Source organism: Kitasatospora sp. NPDC056731, from assembly GCF_040687675.1.
GTDB lineage: Bacteria > Actinomycetota > Actinomycetes > Streptomycetales > Streptomycetaceae > Kitasatospora.
The window spans coordinates 16,629-30,683 of the sequence record NZ_JBFBNR010000054.1; the positions used below are offsets into that span (position 1 = coordinate 16,629).

10 protein-coding genes are annotated in these 14,055 nt (G+C 73.7%); 2 read left to right on the plus strand and 8 right to left on the minus strand.

Features of this window, described 5'->3' with window-relative positions; translation table 11 throughout:
• Positions 1 to 210: 210 nt before the first annotated feature.
• A complete protein-coding gene (locus tag AB0R04_RS33990) occupies positions 211 to 2,424 on the plus strand; it encodes a hypothetical protein (protein WP_363377450.1) in 2,214 nt (737 codons plus the stop codon).
• Here AB0R04_RS33990 and AB0R04_RS33995 read toward each other — a convergent pair.
• From AB0R04_RS33995 to AB0R04_RS34005, 3 genes are read right to left on the minus strand one after another with little or no spacing between them, the layout of a single operon-like run.
• Positions 2,421 to 3,476 (minus strand): hypothetical protein, encoded by a 1,056-nt coding sequence (locus AB0R04_RS33995; protein WP_363377451.1) that lies wholly within the window; start codon positions 3,474 to 3,476, stop codon positions 2,421 to 2,423. The two genes, AB0R04_RS33990 and AB0R04_RS33995, sit on opposite strands and share 4 nt — an antisense overlap.
• 51 nt (positions 3,477 to 3,527) lie before the next feature.
• On the minus strand, positions 3,528 to 4,205 hold the full coding sequence (locus AB0R04_RS34000; protein ID WP_363377452.1) for a hypothetical protein: 678 nt from the start codon (positions 4,203 to 4,205) through the stop codon (positions 3,528 to 3,530).
• Positions 4,206 to 4,249: 44 nt separating this feature from the next.
• Positions 4,250 to 4,897: a class I SAM-dependent methyltransferase gene (locus AB0R04_RS34005; RefSeq protein ID WP_363377453.1), complete on the minus strand. Its 648-nt coding sequence runs from the start codon at positions 4,895 to 4,897 to the stop codon at positions 4,250 to 4,252.
• Between the two features lie 356 nt (positions 4,898 to 5,253).
• On the opposite strand from AB0R04_RS34005, the gene AB0R04_RS34010 reads away from it, so the two are divergent.
• Positions 5,254 to 7,557 carry a glycosyl hydrolase family 18 protein gene (locus AB0R04_RS34010; RefSeq protein ID WP_363377472.1) on the plus strand — a complete coding sequence of 768 codons (2,304 nt, stop codon included), beginning with the start codon at positions 5,254 to 5,256 and terminating at the stop codon, positions 7,555 to 7,557.
• Between the two features lie 92 nt (positions 7,558 to 7,649).
• On the opposite strand, the gene AB0R04_RS34015 is transcribed toward AB0R04_RS34010, so the two are convergent.
• The 5 genes from AB0R04_RS34015 to AB0R04_RS34035 all read right to left on the minus strand — a co-directional run bounded on the left by AB0R04_RS34015 (position 7,650) and on the right by AB0R04_RS34035 (position 14,024).
• Entirely contained in the window at positions 7,650 to 8,420 is a 771-nt protein-coding gene (locus tag AB0R04_RS34015) for a hypothetical protein (protein WP_363377454.1), read from the minus strand.
• A 118-nt stretch (positions 8,421 to 8,538) separates the two neighbouring features.
• Positions 8,539 to 9,627: a hypothetical protein gene (locus tag AB0R04_RS34020; protein WP_363377455.1), complete on the minus strand. Its 1,089-nt coding sequence runs from the start codon at positions 9,625 to 9,627 to the stop codon at positions 8,539 to 8,541.
• 215 nt (positions 9,628 to 9,842) lie between these two features.
• The gene (locus AB0R04_RS34025; protein WP_363377456.1) at positions 9,843 to 11,252 is read right to left on the minus strand and encodes a family 2B encapsulin nanocompartment shell protein; all 1,410 of its coding nucleotides are present in this window, start codon (positions 11,250 to 11,252) and stop codon (positions 9,843 to 9,845) included.
• 584 nt (positions 11,253 to 11,836) lie between these two features.
• A complete protein-coding gene (locus AB0R04_RS34030; protein ID WP_063350618.1) occupies positions 11,837 to 12,349 on the minus strand; it encodes a hypothetical protein in 513 nt (170 codons plus the stop codon).
• Between the two features lie 220 nt (positions 12,350 to 12,569).
• Complete coding sequence (locus AB0R04_RS34035) at positions 12,570 to 14,024, minus strand: PLP-dependent aminotransferase family protein (protein WP_363377457.1); 1,455 nt, start codon at positions 14,022 to 14,024, stop codon at positions 12,570 to 12,572.
• Positions 14,025 to 14,055 lie beyond the last annotated feature (31 nt).

Genomic DNA, 14,055 nt, shown 5'->3' on the forward strand with positions numbered 1-14,055 from the left:
CTTGCGCGGGGCGGGCGCGCAATCCGGCTCGGTCAACCTGGCAACCGGCGATCCGACGTCTGGCGTAGCCGCGAACAGGGGCCGAACAGGCGGGCGGCACGCGGCCTAGGGTCGGCTCGGAGGCGCCGCCGACCGGGAGAACGGCCGCCGACGCACCGAGCGTTCCGCGCACGTTCCCGTGATCCGCCAACCCACGCTGGGGGGACCACCATGCCCGAGCACGAAGGAACACCGCCCGCACCCGCCACCGCCGCCACCACCTCTCGCCTCGGCCGCCGCCGCCTGCTGCGGGCCGGCCTGGGCACCGGCGGCGCGCTCGCCGCCGTCCGCCTGCTGCCCGGCGGCCAGGCCTGGGCCGCCACCCCGGAGCCCGCGCCCGTGCCCGTACCGGAGTCCGCGCCCGTACCCGCCCCCCTCCCGGGCGCCGCCGCCACGGCGCAGCCCTGGCCGGACTGGGCCCGGTTCGCCCGCGTCGGCGACGGCACCTTCAACGAGCCCGCCGACATGCAGAGCGCCGTCGACGCCCTCAAGGCGCAGAACGTCAGCGTCATCGAACTCGACACCCTGCTCTCCAACTGGCTCACCGACGCCGAGTTCGCGGCCCACATGGCCGAGGTGAAGACCTTCACCGGCCTGGCGCACGCCGCCGGCCTCAAGGTCGTCATGTACTACCCCTCCCTGGAGCTGATCTCCCCCGGCGGCGAGAAGGGCCGCTCGTTCTACAAGAACGACCAGGGTGGCGCCTGGGTGCAGCGCGACCTCGCCGGAAAGCCCAACGTGTTCTACGGCAGCGTGGTGGTCTGGGTCGACCCGGGCGACGAGAGCGTCTGGCTCAGCCCCAACTCGCCCTGGCGGGACTACTACCTCAAGCGGATCAAGGGCGTGGCCGCCACCGGCGTGGACGGCATCTGGCCGGACGTCCCGATCTACTTCGACGGCGTGCTCTCCTGGTGCGACGCCTCCACCTGGGGCGCGGCCGCCTTCAAGGCCGACACCGGCCTCGCCCTGCCCAAGGCCGCCGACTTCGCCGACCCGGTGTTCCGCCGCTACGTCGAATGGCGCCACCGCAACCTGCTCCAGTTCCAGCTCGACATCGCCGCCGCCGGGCACACGGTCAACCCCGACCTGGTCACCTTCGTCGAGACCGTCTCGATGGACTACCGCTACGCCACCTCGATCGGCCTGGACGGCGGCTACCTGCGCCAGGCCGAGGGCGCCGTCAGCCAGGTCTGGGAGGTGGACATCCTCGGCAACTACGACGGCATGCGGCACGCCACCGCCTCCGACTGGGTCTGTCTCATCTCGATGTACAAGTACGCGCGCGGCGCCAGCGGCACCAAGCCCGCCTGGGCGTTCTCCTACGGCTGGCAGGCCGACGACGCCTCGCTGGTGATGTCCCAGCTGATCGCGGCCGGCTGCAACCCCTACGAGGTGAAGACGCCGTACAAGAACGACACCGTGGACGCGGCGATGCGCGCCCGGATGTACCGCTTCGTCCAGACCAACCAGGAGCGGCTCTACAACGCCGCCTCGACCGCCCAGGTCGGCGTCTACCACTCCAGCCCGTCCCGGGACTACGTCAACCCGGGCGCGGGCATCGGGATGTACGTCAACGCGACCGCGCCGGCCGGGATCGCCGACTGGTGGGGCGGCGACGACCCGGAGCAGAGCTGCGCCTCCGTCCCCTGGCTGGGCGAGTTCCGGGGCGCGGTGAAGGCGCTGGTGTACGCGCACATCCCGTTCGACACGGTGCCCAGCCCCGGCCTGGCCGCCGCCGACCTGGCCCGGTTCAAGGTGCTGCTGCTGCCCGACCTCCAGGCGGTCTCGGACGCCGAGGCGGCCGTGCTGCGGGGCTTCGTCGCGGCCGGCGGGACGATCGTGATCACCGGCCCGGCGCCCACCGCGCTCGACGAACTGGGCGGCCAGCGCACCGAGTTCGCCCTCTCCGACGTGCTCGGGCTGCGCCGCGGAAGCCCACTGCCGGCCAACAAGCAGAACTCCTACGGCAGCGGCACCTGCTGGTACGTCCGCAACCGGGCCGGGCTCAGCTACCTCACCAAGACCGACCAGGCCTCGGCCGACCAACTGCTCGCCCCCGTCCGCCAGTCCGCACCGCCCGCCGTCACCCTGGCCGGGGACCGCCGGATCTTCCTGGACGCGCGGCGGCTCGGCAACGACACCGTCGTCCACCTGGTGAACTTCACCAACTTCGGCGACACCCCGGCGGCCTTCCGCACCACGCCCGCCAACTGCACGCTCTCCTACGCCCTCCCGGCCGGCGCCGCCGTCACGGCCGTCACCGTCGCCACCCCGGACGGCACCGACCCGACGCCCAAGCCCGTCCCGTACACCGTCACGGGAGCGACGGTCAGCGTGCCGCTGACCGTCGTGCAGTACTCGGTGGTGACGGTGACATTCAGTTAGAGCGCGGGCGCGGGGATGCGCCAGAGGGCGGCGGGGTTGGCCTCGCCGCCCGGGGCGGACTCGAAGGCGATCCACTTCCCGTCCGGGGACCAGCTCGGCGCGCCGTCGTACGAGCCGTCGTCGCCGGTGACCCGGACGGGGCGGCCGCCGTCGGCCGCGACCACGAAGACCTGGGCGTTCGGCAGGTCGCCGAGGTTGGAGGAGAACACCAGGTACCGGCCGTCCGGGGACCAGGTGGGATCGGTGTGCTCGCCCGGCACGTCGGTGACCTGGCGCAGGCCGGTGCCGTCCGCGCCGACCGTCCACAGCGCCCAGTTCTCACTGCCGGCGGCGCGCCGCTGAAAGACGATCCGGTCGCCCCGGGGCGACCAGTTCGGCTGCCGGTTGTCGGTGCCGGTGCCCTTGCCGTCGACCAGCCGGACCGGGGGGCCGCCGTCGCGGCGGACCTTCCAGAGCGAGTCCTGTTCGGCGTCGTCGCCGTGCACGGCGGCGTGTTCTGGCTCCCAGCTCTGCTGGAAGACGATCCAGGCGCCGTCCGGGGAGAAGCTCGGCTCGCTGTAGCCGCTGCCGTCCTCGTGCCGGGTGACCCGCTCCGGGCTGCCGCCCGGTGTCATCAGCCAGACCTCGTCGTGGCCGGACTCCCGGTCGGTGGCGAAGGTGAAGGCACCGGTGGCGGCGTTCCAGCTGGTGCCCGGGAGGTTGACGGCGGCCTTGTCGGGATCCTCCAGAACCTTCTGCGGCGTGCGGCCGCCGTCCAGCGGCAGCACCCCGAGGGCGGCAGCGCCCTTGTTGTAGCCCTCACTGAACTCGGTCAGCAACACCGAGCGACCGTCCGGGGCAAAGGCGGGGTTCTGGGCGCTGCGACCGCCCTCGGCCCGGTAGAGCAGTTCGGCACCGTCGGCCCGGTGCTCGCCCCCGGTCGGCGGCGCGCCGCTGGCCCGGGTCGGCCGGGGCTGCGGCCCGCCCTCGGAGCCGGATTCGGCGCAGCCGGACAGCAGCAGCGCCGTGACGGCCGCGGCGGCCGCGGCGGCGAAGAACGTGCGAGTCCTCATGACTCACAAGCTAGTTGACGCTTCGTCACATCGCGTACGCCGGCAGGCGGATCAGGCGTCGCCGTCCAGCAGGTGCTGGCGGACCTCCTGGAAGGTCCAGGCCCCGCCGGCCGGGCGGGCGAACACCCAGACCAGGTCGAAGCGGTCCGGCCAGGTGGCGGGCGCGCCGCTGCCGGCGGCGCCGAGCGCCTCGACGATCCGCGGGATCCGCGAGTGCTCCCAGCAGATCAGCACCGGCTGGGGCCCCGCCAGGGCGACGCCGGCCAGGGCGGTCTCCTGGGACTCGGCGTACCCGGTGTCGACGGTCAGCCCGAGCTTGGCGGCCAGCGGGGTGACGGTCTGCCGCATCCGGTGCGCCCCGGCCAGCGGGCCCTGGTCGGTGGCGGCGAGGATCCGGGCGGGGGTGCGCAGGCCGGGGGCGGGCGGGACGAACAGGGTGGGCAGCGCCCGGGCGCGGGACCAGCCGCGCTCGGTCAGGGACTTGCCGTCGTGGCCGCCGTTCTCGTCCAGTCCCGGGTGGCTGCCGTCCGGCTTCTCCCCGTGCCTGATGATCATCACCAGGGCCTCGCCGCCCGCGTCGCTCGCCCTGGCCGCGCCGGCCTCCTTGCCCGCCTTCTTGCCGGCCTTGCCGGAGGAGGCCGAGCAGCCCGCCAGCAGCACCGGAGCGGCGATCGCCAGGCCGGTGAGCAGGGTGCGCCGGGCCGGCCGCGCCGCCACTCGGTGCTCCATCGCTCGGCCCCTCATCACCTGGTCTCCCGCCACTCGGTGCCCCGTCACTCGGTGCCCCGCTCCAGGCGCACCAGCGCGTCGACCGCGACGTCGCCGCCCTCGCCCTTGTGCCCGGGCTCCGGGCCGACCGTCCGGTGCACCCGTTCGGCCCGGACGGTGCGCAGGCCGCGGTCCGCGAGGTCGGCGAGGACGTCCTCCGGGGTGAACAGCACGGCCGGGTCCTGCGGGCCGCCGACGCCCTCGGTGAGGTTGCTCAGGTCGTGCCCGACCACCAGCAGGGTGCCGCCCGGGGCGAGCGCGGCGGCGGCGCGGCGCAGCGCGGTCCGCCGGTCCTGGGCGGGGACTTGGAGGTAGACGACCAGGATCAGGTCGTAGCCGGCGGCGGGGGCCTCAAAGGTGCGGGCGTCGCCGTGCCGCCAGGTGAGCCGGTCGGCGACCTCGTCGGGCAGGTCGGCGGTGAGCCGCTCGGCGCGTTCCAGGGCGACGGCGGAGTAGTCCAGCCCGGTGACCTCCCAGCCCCGGCCGGCCAGCCAGATGGCGTTGCGGCCTTCGCCGGCGGCCAGGTCGAGGGCGTGGCCGGGGGTGTGGGCCGGGGTGAGGCCGGCCAGTTCGCGGACCACCCAGCGGTTGGGCTCGGCGCCCCACACCAGCTCGGTCGCGGCGTAGCGGTCGTCCCAGTCCTGGCTGTCCATGGCGAGTCCTCCGTTCGGCGGGCCTGCTCCGCAGCGGTCAACCTACCGGGCCCGGGCGGCGGCGGCCCGGAACGGTCCAGCGGGCGGACACCCTTGACGGCGAATATTGGTCCAGTCCAATCTGTGATGTCGTGACGCGAGCGGGTCAGCCGACCCGCCGCGCCCGCCGTCCGTACGTCGGCACGCTCCACCTGCCCGCGCGCCCCCACAGCGCCAGGGCGGCTCCCCCGGCCCACCCGGGCCACGCACCGCCGGAACCCCCACACATCCGGAGGACACACCGCATGCACGACCGCGTCATGCCCGCACGGCCCACCCAGGCCGCCGGGCGCCGGACCGCTCCGCGCAGACGGGCCATGGCCCTGGCCCTCGCCGCCACGCTCAGCACCAGCGGCGCCGCCCTCGCCCTGACCCTCAGCCCCGCCTCGGCCGCCCCGGTGAACCTGCTGGCCAACGGCGACTTCGAGGCCGGCACCCTGGCCGGCTGGACCTGCGCCAACGGCTCCGTCGTCACCACCCCGGTGCACGGCGGGAGTTACGCGCTCAGCGGCGCGGCCTCGGCCTCCGACACCGCGCAGTGCCAGCAGACCGTCACCGTCCAGCCGAACACCACGTACACCCTGTCCGGCTTCGTCCAGGGCAGCTACGTCTACCTCGGCGCCACCGGGACGGGCGTCAACTCCTCGGTCTGGACGCCCGGCGGCACCGGCTGGAACCAGCTGAGCACCACCTTCACCACCGGTGCCACCACCACCTCGGTGACGGTCTTCACCCACGGCTGGTACGGCACCGGCGCCTACTACGCCGACGACCTCAGCCTCACCGGCCCGGCCGGGCCCACCTCCACCGGCAGCCCCACCGCAAGCGGCAGCCCGACGGCTTCCGGAAGCCCCACCGCGTCCAGCAGCCCGACCGCGTCCGGCAGCCCGACCGCGTCCGGCAGCCCCACCGCCTCGACCAGCCCCACCGCGAGCGGCAGCCCGACAGCCAGCGGCAGCCCCACCGGATCCGGCAGCCCGACCGCGACGGCCACCGCCAGCGGCCCCGCCGGGGACGGCAAGGTCACCACACCCACCGGCGTTGCCGTCAGCAAGGTCACCGCGGGCGCCGTGGTGCTCACCTGGCAGCCCTCCACCCTGACCACCGGCGACGGCCCGATCGCCTACAAGGTGTGGTCCAACGGCCAGCTGGTCGCCACCTCGATGGGCACCTCCGTCGCCGTCAGCTCGCTGCTGCCCGGCAAGGCGTACACCTTCAGCGTCCAGGGCTACTCCGGCTCCCACGCCTCCGCCCAGTCCGCCGCGGTGAGCACCACGACGGCCGCCGCGCCCGCGCAACAGCCCGTCCGCTCGGCCTACTTCGACCAGTGGGGCGTCTACGAGAACGCGTACTACCCGAAGAACGTCGACACCAGCGGCGCCGCGGGCAAGCTGGACGTCATCCACTACGCGTTCGCCAACATCGACCCCACCAAGCTCACCTGCTTCCAGGCGGTGAAGGCCTCCGACTCGACCAACGAGAACAACCCCAACGCCGGTGACGGCGCGGGCGACGCCTACGCCGACTACCAGTCCGACTACAACTCCGGCACCAGCGTGGACGGCAGCAGCGACACCTGGGAGCAGCCGCTCAAGGGCAACTTCAACCAGCTGCGCCAGCTCAAGGCCAAGTACCCGAACCTGCGGTTCACCATCTCGATCGGCGGCTGGACGTACTCCAAGTACTTCTCCGACGCGGCCGCCACCGACGCCTCCCGGAAGACCTTCGTCTCCTCCTGCGTCGACATGTTCCTCAAGGGGAACCTGCCGACCGGCGTCGCGGGCGACGCCTCCGGCGGCGCGGCCACGGCGGCCGGCATCTTCGACGGCGTCGACCTCGATTGGGAGTACCCGGGCTCGGCCGGCGGCCACACCGGCAACCACTACTCCCCCGCCGACAAGCAGAACTTCACCCTCCTGCTCAAGGAGTTCCGCACCCAGCTGGACGCGCTCGGCTCCGCCCAGGGCAAGCGCTACCTGCTGTCCGCGGCCCTGCCCAGCGGCCAGGACAAGATCGCCCAGCTGGAGACCGACAAGATCGGCAACTACCTCGACTACGCCGACGTCATGTCCTACGACATGCACGGCGCCTGGGACGCCAAGGGCCCGACCAACCACCAGGACCCGCTGCACGACAGCCCGGCCGACCCGACCACGCCGATCACCCCCGGCACCCGCAAGTACAACGTGGACACCATGCTCGCCGCGTACACCACCGGCCTGCCCGAGTACGGCATCCCCGGCGGCTTCCCCGCCAACAAGCTGGTGCTCGGCATCCCGTTCTACTGGCGCGGCTGGACGGGCGTCCCGGCCGGCTCCAACTACGGCCTGTACCAGAGCGCGACCGGCCCGACGGCCGCCAAGCCGCTGAGCCAGGAGGCCGGACTGGCCGCCTGGAAGGAGCTCAACCCGACCGCCGCCACCACCCACTGGGACCCGGTCACCGAGAGCAGCTGGGTCTACGACGGCACCAACTTCTGGACCGGCGACACCCCGCAGGCCATCCAGGCGCGCGGGGCCTACACCAAGAGCAAGGGCCTCGGCGGCCTGTTCGCCTTCTCCCTGGAGAACGACGACGCCTCCGGCACGCTGCTCAACTCCATGGACGGCAGCCTGCGCTGACGCCCGGCACACCGGTGGGCCCGCGCGGATCTCCGCGCGGGCCCACCGTGCTTCGGCGAGGTTCAGCGGGCCTTGCTCAGCCCTTCAGCCCTTCAGCCCTTCAGCCCGAGGGAGGGGAACAGGTCGACGAACGGCTGGGTGGTCACCGAGACGCTCCGGCCGAACGGATCGTCGAAGTCCCAGATCATGAACAGCAGGAACGCGATCAGCGCGCTGAAGCACCCCGCCAGGATCAACTCCCTCGGCGTGCGCCGGATCTGCAGCGCGAACAGCATGCCGACGGTCACCACGGCGCCGGTGATCAGGCCGAACCAGACGACCCCGGGCATGGTCGGCCCGGCGTTCTGCCCGCGCGAGTTGCGGGCGTCGTCGGCCTGGCTGATCCGGTCCATGATCGGCTGGTAGGACTGCGACTCCAGCTCGGAGGCCGGCGGTCGGGTGGCGACGTCCACCCGCAGCTTGTCCAGCAGTTCGGTGCCCTTGTCGGAGATCTCGCCGTTCTTGCGCATGTACTCCCACTCGACGTTCACCACGTACGAGACGTAGGCGTCCACGTCGGCCCGGACCTGGTCGCGGAACTCGGCCGGGTAGACCACCGCCCGGTCGCTCACCTCCTGCAGCGACTGCGCCTCCCGGAACAGGTCGTCCTGGGCGGCGCCGCGCGCCTCCCAGACGCCCGCGAGGGCAAGGCCGAGGACGATCGCGTAGACCACGCCGATCATCATCGTGATGTAGTCGATGACGTCCGGGGTCTCGTCGACGTTCTTCTCGGTGCCCACCCGGCGGTGCCGCAGCACCACCACCGCCACCACGACGGCACAGGCCGCCGCCATCGCGATGGCCAACGCCAACCATTCGGACATGGGAACTCCCTTCTCTGGCTTGGCTTGTGATGGAAAAAGGATCGAGGCCGGCCCGGGCCGGGCAGGTCTGGCTCCAGGGCCGGACCGGGAGCCGGGGCGGGCCGCCTCGGCGGGGCGGTCAGGACCGCCCGGAACGGCCGCGGCCGCGTCCACGGCCCGGGCGCAGGGCCGCCGCCGCCAGGATGGCGGGCACGGTGACCAGCAGCATCGTGGTCGTCGCCGGGGCGTTGTGGTGGTGCTGCGGCGGGGCCGGCGGCTGTGCCGCCCGCACGTGGTACACCGGCTGCGCCGCCGGGGTCGGCCACAGCGGGCTCGGGCGCACCGGACTCGGCGTGGCCGGACTGGGGGCCACCGGGTCCGGCGGGGGCGCGGGTGCCGCCGGGGCCGGCGCCGGGGGTGCAGGCGGGTTCGGCGCGGGCGGGTTCGGCGCGGGCGGCGGAGGGGGCGCGGGTGCCGCCGGCGGTGAGGTGGGCCCAGGCGTCCGGCTGGGAGCCGGCGTTGTCGGCGCGGGGGTCGGCGACGCCGTGGGGACGGGTGTCGGAGTCGGACTGGGCTTCGACGTCGGCGAAGGCGTCGGGGTTGCGCTCGGCGTCGGCGTGGCGCTCGGCGACAGGGTCGGCGTGGGGCTGGGCGTGTGGGTGGGGCTCGGCGTCGGGGTCGCCGTCGGGCTCGGGCAGGGGTGCGGGTGGTGATGGTGGTGGTGCCACCAGTCCCCGTGCCACCAGTCCCCGCCGTGGCCGCCGTCCCCGTCGTGGCCCCCGTACCCGCCGTGCTCGTCGTCCGGGCGGCCGGGCTGTTGGCGGAACCCCGTGGTGTCCGAGGGTCGTGGTGAGGCCGGTCCGGGCGCGGCCTTCGGCGTGCGGCACGGGTGGTGCCGGTGCGGGGGTTTGGGGCCCTGGTGCCGCGCGTCGGCGGTCGGGGCGACGGTGACGCCGACCTGGACGTCCACGTCGACCCCGACGTTCACGTCCCCGCCCGGTCCGACCTGCACCGACACGTCCGTCCCGGTGCAGACACACGAGTCGACGGTCGTGCCGCGCGGCTGCTCCCCGCCGTGGTGTTCGGTGCCGGACGCCGAGGCGCCGCCGACCAGGGCGCACATCGCGACCACGCCGACCGCGGCGCCGATCAGCCTGGTCCGCCGACCGGAGGCCGCACCCCCACCGCCGTCCAGCGATATCCGTCGGGACTGCCGGCGCTGCGGCATGGGCTCCACTCACCTCTCGGGTCGCCAGGGACGGGATCAGAACAGGGCGATCCGCCCGGCCCGCAGGAGGACGCGGGCAGGCGTGATCAGACGCGATCAGACGTGATGGGGCACGATCAGGCGGACGGCCCGCCTTCCGGGGGCGGGCCGTCCGTCATCAGGTCAAACGATCTTCGAGCCGGCCGGTTACGGCCCGGGCCCCTTGTCGGCCGTCCTCAGTGGCGGCGGTGCGCGATCTCGACGTTCTCCAGGACGCCGACCGCGTCCGGCACCAGGATCGCGGCCGAGTAGTAGGCGCTGACCAGGTACGAGATGATCGCCTTCTCGTCGATGCCCATGAAGCGGACGGACAGCGACGGCTGGTACTCGTCCGGGATGCCGTTCTGGTGCAGGCCGATGACGCCCTGGTTGTCCTCACCGGTACGGATCACCAGGATGGAGCTGGTGTTCTCCTTGGTGATCGGGATCTTGTTGCACGGCAGGATCGGCACCCCGCGCCAGGCCGGCACCTGCTGCCCGCCGAGGTCGACGTGGTGGGGGTACAGGCCACGGGCGTTGAACTCGCGGCCGATCGCGGCGATCGTGCGCGGGTGGGCGAGCAGGTAGTCGGGGTCGCGGCGGCGGTTGAGCAGCTCGTCCAGGTCGTCCGGGGTGGGCGGGCCGGAGTGGGTCTGGATCCGCTGGTCGAAGTCGGCGTTGTTGAGCAGGCCGAACTCCGGGTTGTTGACCAGCTCGTGCTCCTGGCGCTCGCGCAGCGCCTCGATGGTCAGCCGGAGCTGGTGCTCGACCTGGTTCATCGGCTCGTTGTACAGGTCGGCGACGCGGGTGTGGACCTTGAGGATGGTCTGCGCGACGCTCAGCTCGTACTCGCGGGGCTTGAGCTCGTAGTCCACGAAGGCGCCGGGCAGCTCGAACTCGCCGTGGTGGCCGGCCGACATGGCGATCTCGGCCTCGCCGCGCTCGTTCTGGGCCTGCTGCGGCAGGGCCAGGAACCCGAGCAGGTGCTCCTGGAGGCTCGGCGAGTTGTCCCGGATGGCGGCGAAGTCGCGGCGGGTCAGGGTGAGCGCGACGCCGGCGGTGGCGGTCGTGGCGGTGAACTCCCAGGCGGCGTCCGGGTTCAGCAGGGCGTCGTCGCCGAAGCGGTCGCCGTCGCCGGCCACGCCGACCACGGTGTCGTCGCCGTACTTGCCGGTGCCGATCTTGTTGACCTTGCCGTGCGCGATCAGGAAGATCCGGTCGGCGGCCTCGCCCTGGGTGGTGAGCACCTCGCCGGGGCCGAAGTCGCGCTGCTCGCAGCGGTCGGCGAGGGCGGCCAGCACCTCCTCGTCCTCGAAGCCGCGCAGCAGGGCGAGCTCACCCAGCTCGGCGGGGATCACCCGGACCTGGGAGCCGGTCTTGATGAACTCGACCACACCGTTGCCGACGGTGTAGGTGAGCCGTCGGTTGACACGGTAGGCGCCGCCGGCGGCCTGTACCCAGGGAAGCACCTTGAGCAGCCAGCGGGAGGTGATCTCCTGCATCTGCGGTGCGGACTTGGTCGTGGTGGCAAGGTTGCGGGCAGCGGCCGTCGTGAGGCTGGACTGCTGCGGGACCTGCGTTGTCTCCGGGCTCGCGTCCACGGGCATCGGCAGGGGTCTCCATTCATCTGGTCGGATCACGCGGTCAGGGTCGGACGGCGACGGAGTCGTCCCTGTCCACCCCGACTGATGCCATGACGGATCATCAGACACGCGTATCGATGGGGGTGTTGGCGATTCATCGCGATCACGGCCACCGTCTCCCGGCGGCCCATCGGGAACCCTAGATCACCAGCGCCCGGCCGGGCCCGCGCGGAGACCGACTACCCCCCGATAGGGTGAATCTGAAGCAGTCCCATTCCGCTCGGGCCCCGGGTCGCGAGAACATCCGTTCGCCACCGCGGGTCCCGCGCGACCGACGCCCGCCCGCGACCGCCCGCACGCCCGGACAAAGCGGACAGGCGGCGTACCTCCCGTACGACATCGGCGGGAGCGGACCGTCAACGGGGGCGGCGAAACGGGGCAGGTCAGCTGCGCCCCGACCATGGGCACCGGCCCGCCACCGGGCTCCGGGCACGCGAACGGCCCGTCAGGTGCCGGGACGGGGGCGGCCGGCACCTGACGGGGGATCGGGGATGCGCAGTGGGGGTGCGACGGGGAAGCGGCGAGGGCAGCGCCGGTCGGGCGATGCGTCAGGCGCAGGCGATCTGGCTGCCGGGGATGCCGACGATGCCGGAGTTCTTGGCTTCGCCCCCCTTGTACTCGTAGTACAGGTAGGAGTAGAAGTCGATCCTGGTCGCCGCGCCGCAGGTCGAGTCCGGCGCCACGGTGTAGGTGACCGTGAAGCTGCTGGTGGCACCGGGGGCGAGCGGCACGTTGTACCGGGCGATGCCGCCGTGGACGTTGTCGCTGCAGCCGTTGGTCTGGGTGCCGCAGGCCGTGGCGGCGAACTTGAGGCCGTTCTCCAGACTGGTCTGGTAGGTCGGCTGAACGCTCTGGTACACGAACTGGATCGGCGTGTCGTACGGGTTGCTGAGCGTCAGGGTCAGGGTGAACTCGCCGCCCCGGACGGTCGTTTGCCGGTCGGAGACGGCCGTGAACGGCAGCGGGGTGTCGGCCTGGGCGGGTGTGGCGGAGAGGAGCAGACCGACGGCGAGGGCCGGGCACGCGGCGAGGGCGACACGGCTCAAATGTGTTCTGCGCATGACCAAGGAGCGTAGGGCGCCGTACCGGTTCCGTTGCCCCGCTCCGCCCCGGTCCGTACCGACGCACGAGTCGGGGGCGGACACCGTGGACCAGCCCGGCCGCGTTCCGCCCCCACTCCCCCGCCCGGGGCCCTATGCTTCGCCCGCCGCCCCGGACGGCCACCCGAGGCCCGTCGCCCGGCAGGCCGGCGCCGGTCCGGCCGCCCCGGGTCCGGCCGGTTCAGGCGGGCGGCGGCAGGATGTCGCAGAGCGCGGCGAGCGCCGCCGGGTAGGCGTGGTCGGGCGGCGTGGCGTAGCCCACGACCAGGCCGTCCATGACCGGCATGGCCTCCGGGCCGATCCCCGGGTGCCGGAAGTCGGCGAGCCCGTCCAGGCCCAGGCCCCGACGGGCGGCAGCCTGGAGCACCGCCTCCTCGGTGCCGGGCTCCAGCCGCAGGACGGCGTGCAGGCCGGCCGCGACGCCGGAGACCCCGATGTGCGGGGCGCTCGCCGCCAGCGCGGCCACCAGCTGGTCGCGGCGCTCCCGGTAGCGGCGGCGCATCCGCCGCACGTGCCGGTCGTAGCCGCCGGAGTCGATCAGCTCGGCGAGGGTCAGCTGGTCCAACGCGCTGGCCCAGCCCTCGCGTTCGCCCTTGGCGGCGAGCACCCGGTCGACCAGGTGGTCCGGCAGCACCATCCAGCCGAGCCGCAGCGCCGGCGACAGGCTCTTGCTGACCGAGCCGAGGTAGACCACCCGCTCGGGGTCGAGCCCCTGGACGGCGCCGACCGGCTGGCGGTCGTAGCGGAACTCGCCGTCGTAGTCGTCCTCCAGCAGCAGGCCGCCGCGCCCGCGCGCCCAGTCGACCACGGCGGCGCGGCGGCCGGCGTGCAGCGGCCCGCCGGTCGGGAACTGGTGGGCGGGGGTGAGCAGGGCCGTCCGGACATCCTGACGGTGCGCCAACCCGCCGAGCCGGGCGCCGTGTTCGTCGACCGGAAGGGGCACGGTGGCGACCCCGGCGGCGGCCAGCAGCCCGCGGTGGAACCCCAGCCCGTACGCCTCGACGGCCAGCGGCCCGGTCGCCGCGGGCGGCAGGGCAGGCGCCCCGCCGGCGAACAGCAGCCGCAGCGCGTGGGCGAAGCCCGAGCAGACCACGATCCGGTCCGGGTCGGTGCGCACTCCGCGGACGCGGGCCAGGTAGTCGGCGAGGGCGGTGCGCAGTTCGGGCCGTCCCTGCGGATCACCAGGCCCGAAGGCCTCGTTGGGCGCCGCGGTCAGGGCCCGGCGGGCGGCGGCCAGCCAGGCGGTGCGCGGGAAGGACGCGGCGTCCGGCTGGCCCTGGCGCAGGTCGTGGACGGGCCCCGGCCGCAGGGAGGGTCGAGGGGACGGGCTCGGCAGGACGGGCTCGGCGCGCTCGGCGACGGCGGTGCCGGAGCCCTGACGGGCGGTCAGCCAGCCCTCCGCGACGAGTTCGGCGTACGCCTCGGCGGCGGTGTTGCGGGCCAGCCCGAGGTCGGCGGCGAGCGCGCGGTACGGCGGCAGCCGGGTGCCGGGGGCGAGTCGGCCGCTGCGGATCGCCTCGCGCAGGGCCGCCATCAGCGCGGCACGGCGGCCCCCGACGGCGGGGAGGTCGAGGTGCAGGTCGCTGCCGGTCGGGTGGGCGGGCCCGGTGGGGTGCGCGCCCGGCGTTTCCGTCATGGTCACGCACCCTACCCGCCGCCGCCCGGCC

What these genes read in the sequence shown, in the direction of transcription:
- AB0R04_RS34010 (WP_363377472.1), top strand. Translation starts at nt 5,254, where the DNA reads ATGGCCCTGGCCCTCGCCGCCACGCTCAGCACCAGCGGCGCCGCCCTC.
- AB0R04_RS34000 (WP_363377452.1), bottom strand. Translation starts at nt 4,205, where the DNA reads ATGGAGCACCGAGTGGCGGCGCGGCCGGCCCGGCGCACCCTGCTCACC.
- AB0R04_RS34020 (WP_363377455.1), bottom strand. Translation starts at nt 9,627, where the DNA reads ATGCCGCAGCGCCGGCAGTCCCGACGGATATCGCTGGACGGCGGTGGG.
- AB0R04_RS34030 (WP_063350618.1), bottom strand. Translation starts at nt 12,349, where the DNA reads ATGCGCAGAACACATTTGAGCCGTGTCGCCCTCGCCGCGTGCCCGGCC.
- AB0R04_RS34005 (WP_363377453.1), bottom strand. Translation starts at nt 4,897, where the DNA reads ATGGACAGCCAGGACTGGGACGACCGCTACGCCGCGACCGAGCTGGTG.
- AB0R04_RS33995 (WP_363377451.1), bottom strand. Translation starts at nt 3,476, where the DNA reads ATGAGGACTCGCACGTTCTTCGCCGCCGCGGCCGCCGCGGCCGTCACG.
- AB0R04_RS34025 (WP_363377456.1), bottom strand. Translation starts at nt 11,252, where the DNA reads ATGCCCGTGGACGCGAGCCCGGAGACAACGCAGGTCCCGCAGCAGTCC.
- AB0R04_RS33990 (WP_363377450.1), top strand. Translation starts at nt 211, where the DNA reads ATGCCCGAGCACGAAGGAACACCGCCCGCACCCGCCACCGCCGCCACC.
- AB0R04_RS34035 (WP_363377457.1), bottom strand. Translation starts at nt 14,024, where the DNA reads ATGACGGAAACGCCGGGCGCGCACCCCACCGGGCCCGCCCACCCGACC.
- AB0R04_RS34015 (WP_363377454.1), bottom strand. Translation starts at nt 8,420, where the DNA reads ATGTCCGAATGGTTGGCGTTGGCCATCGCGATGGCGGCGGCCTGTGCC.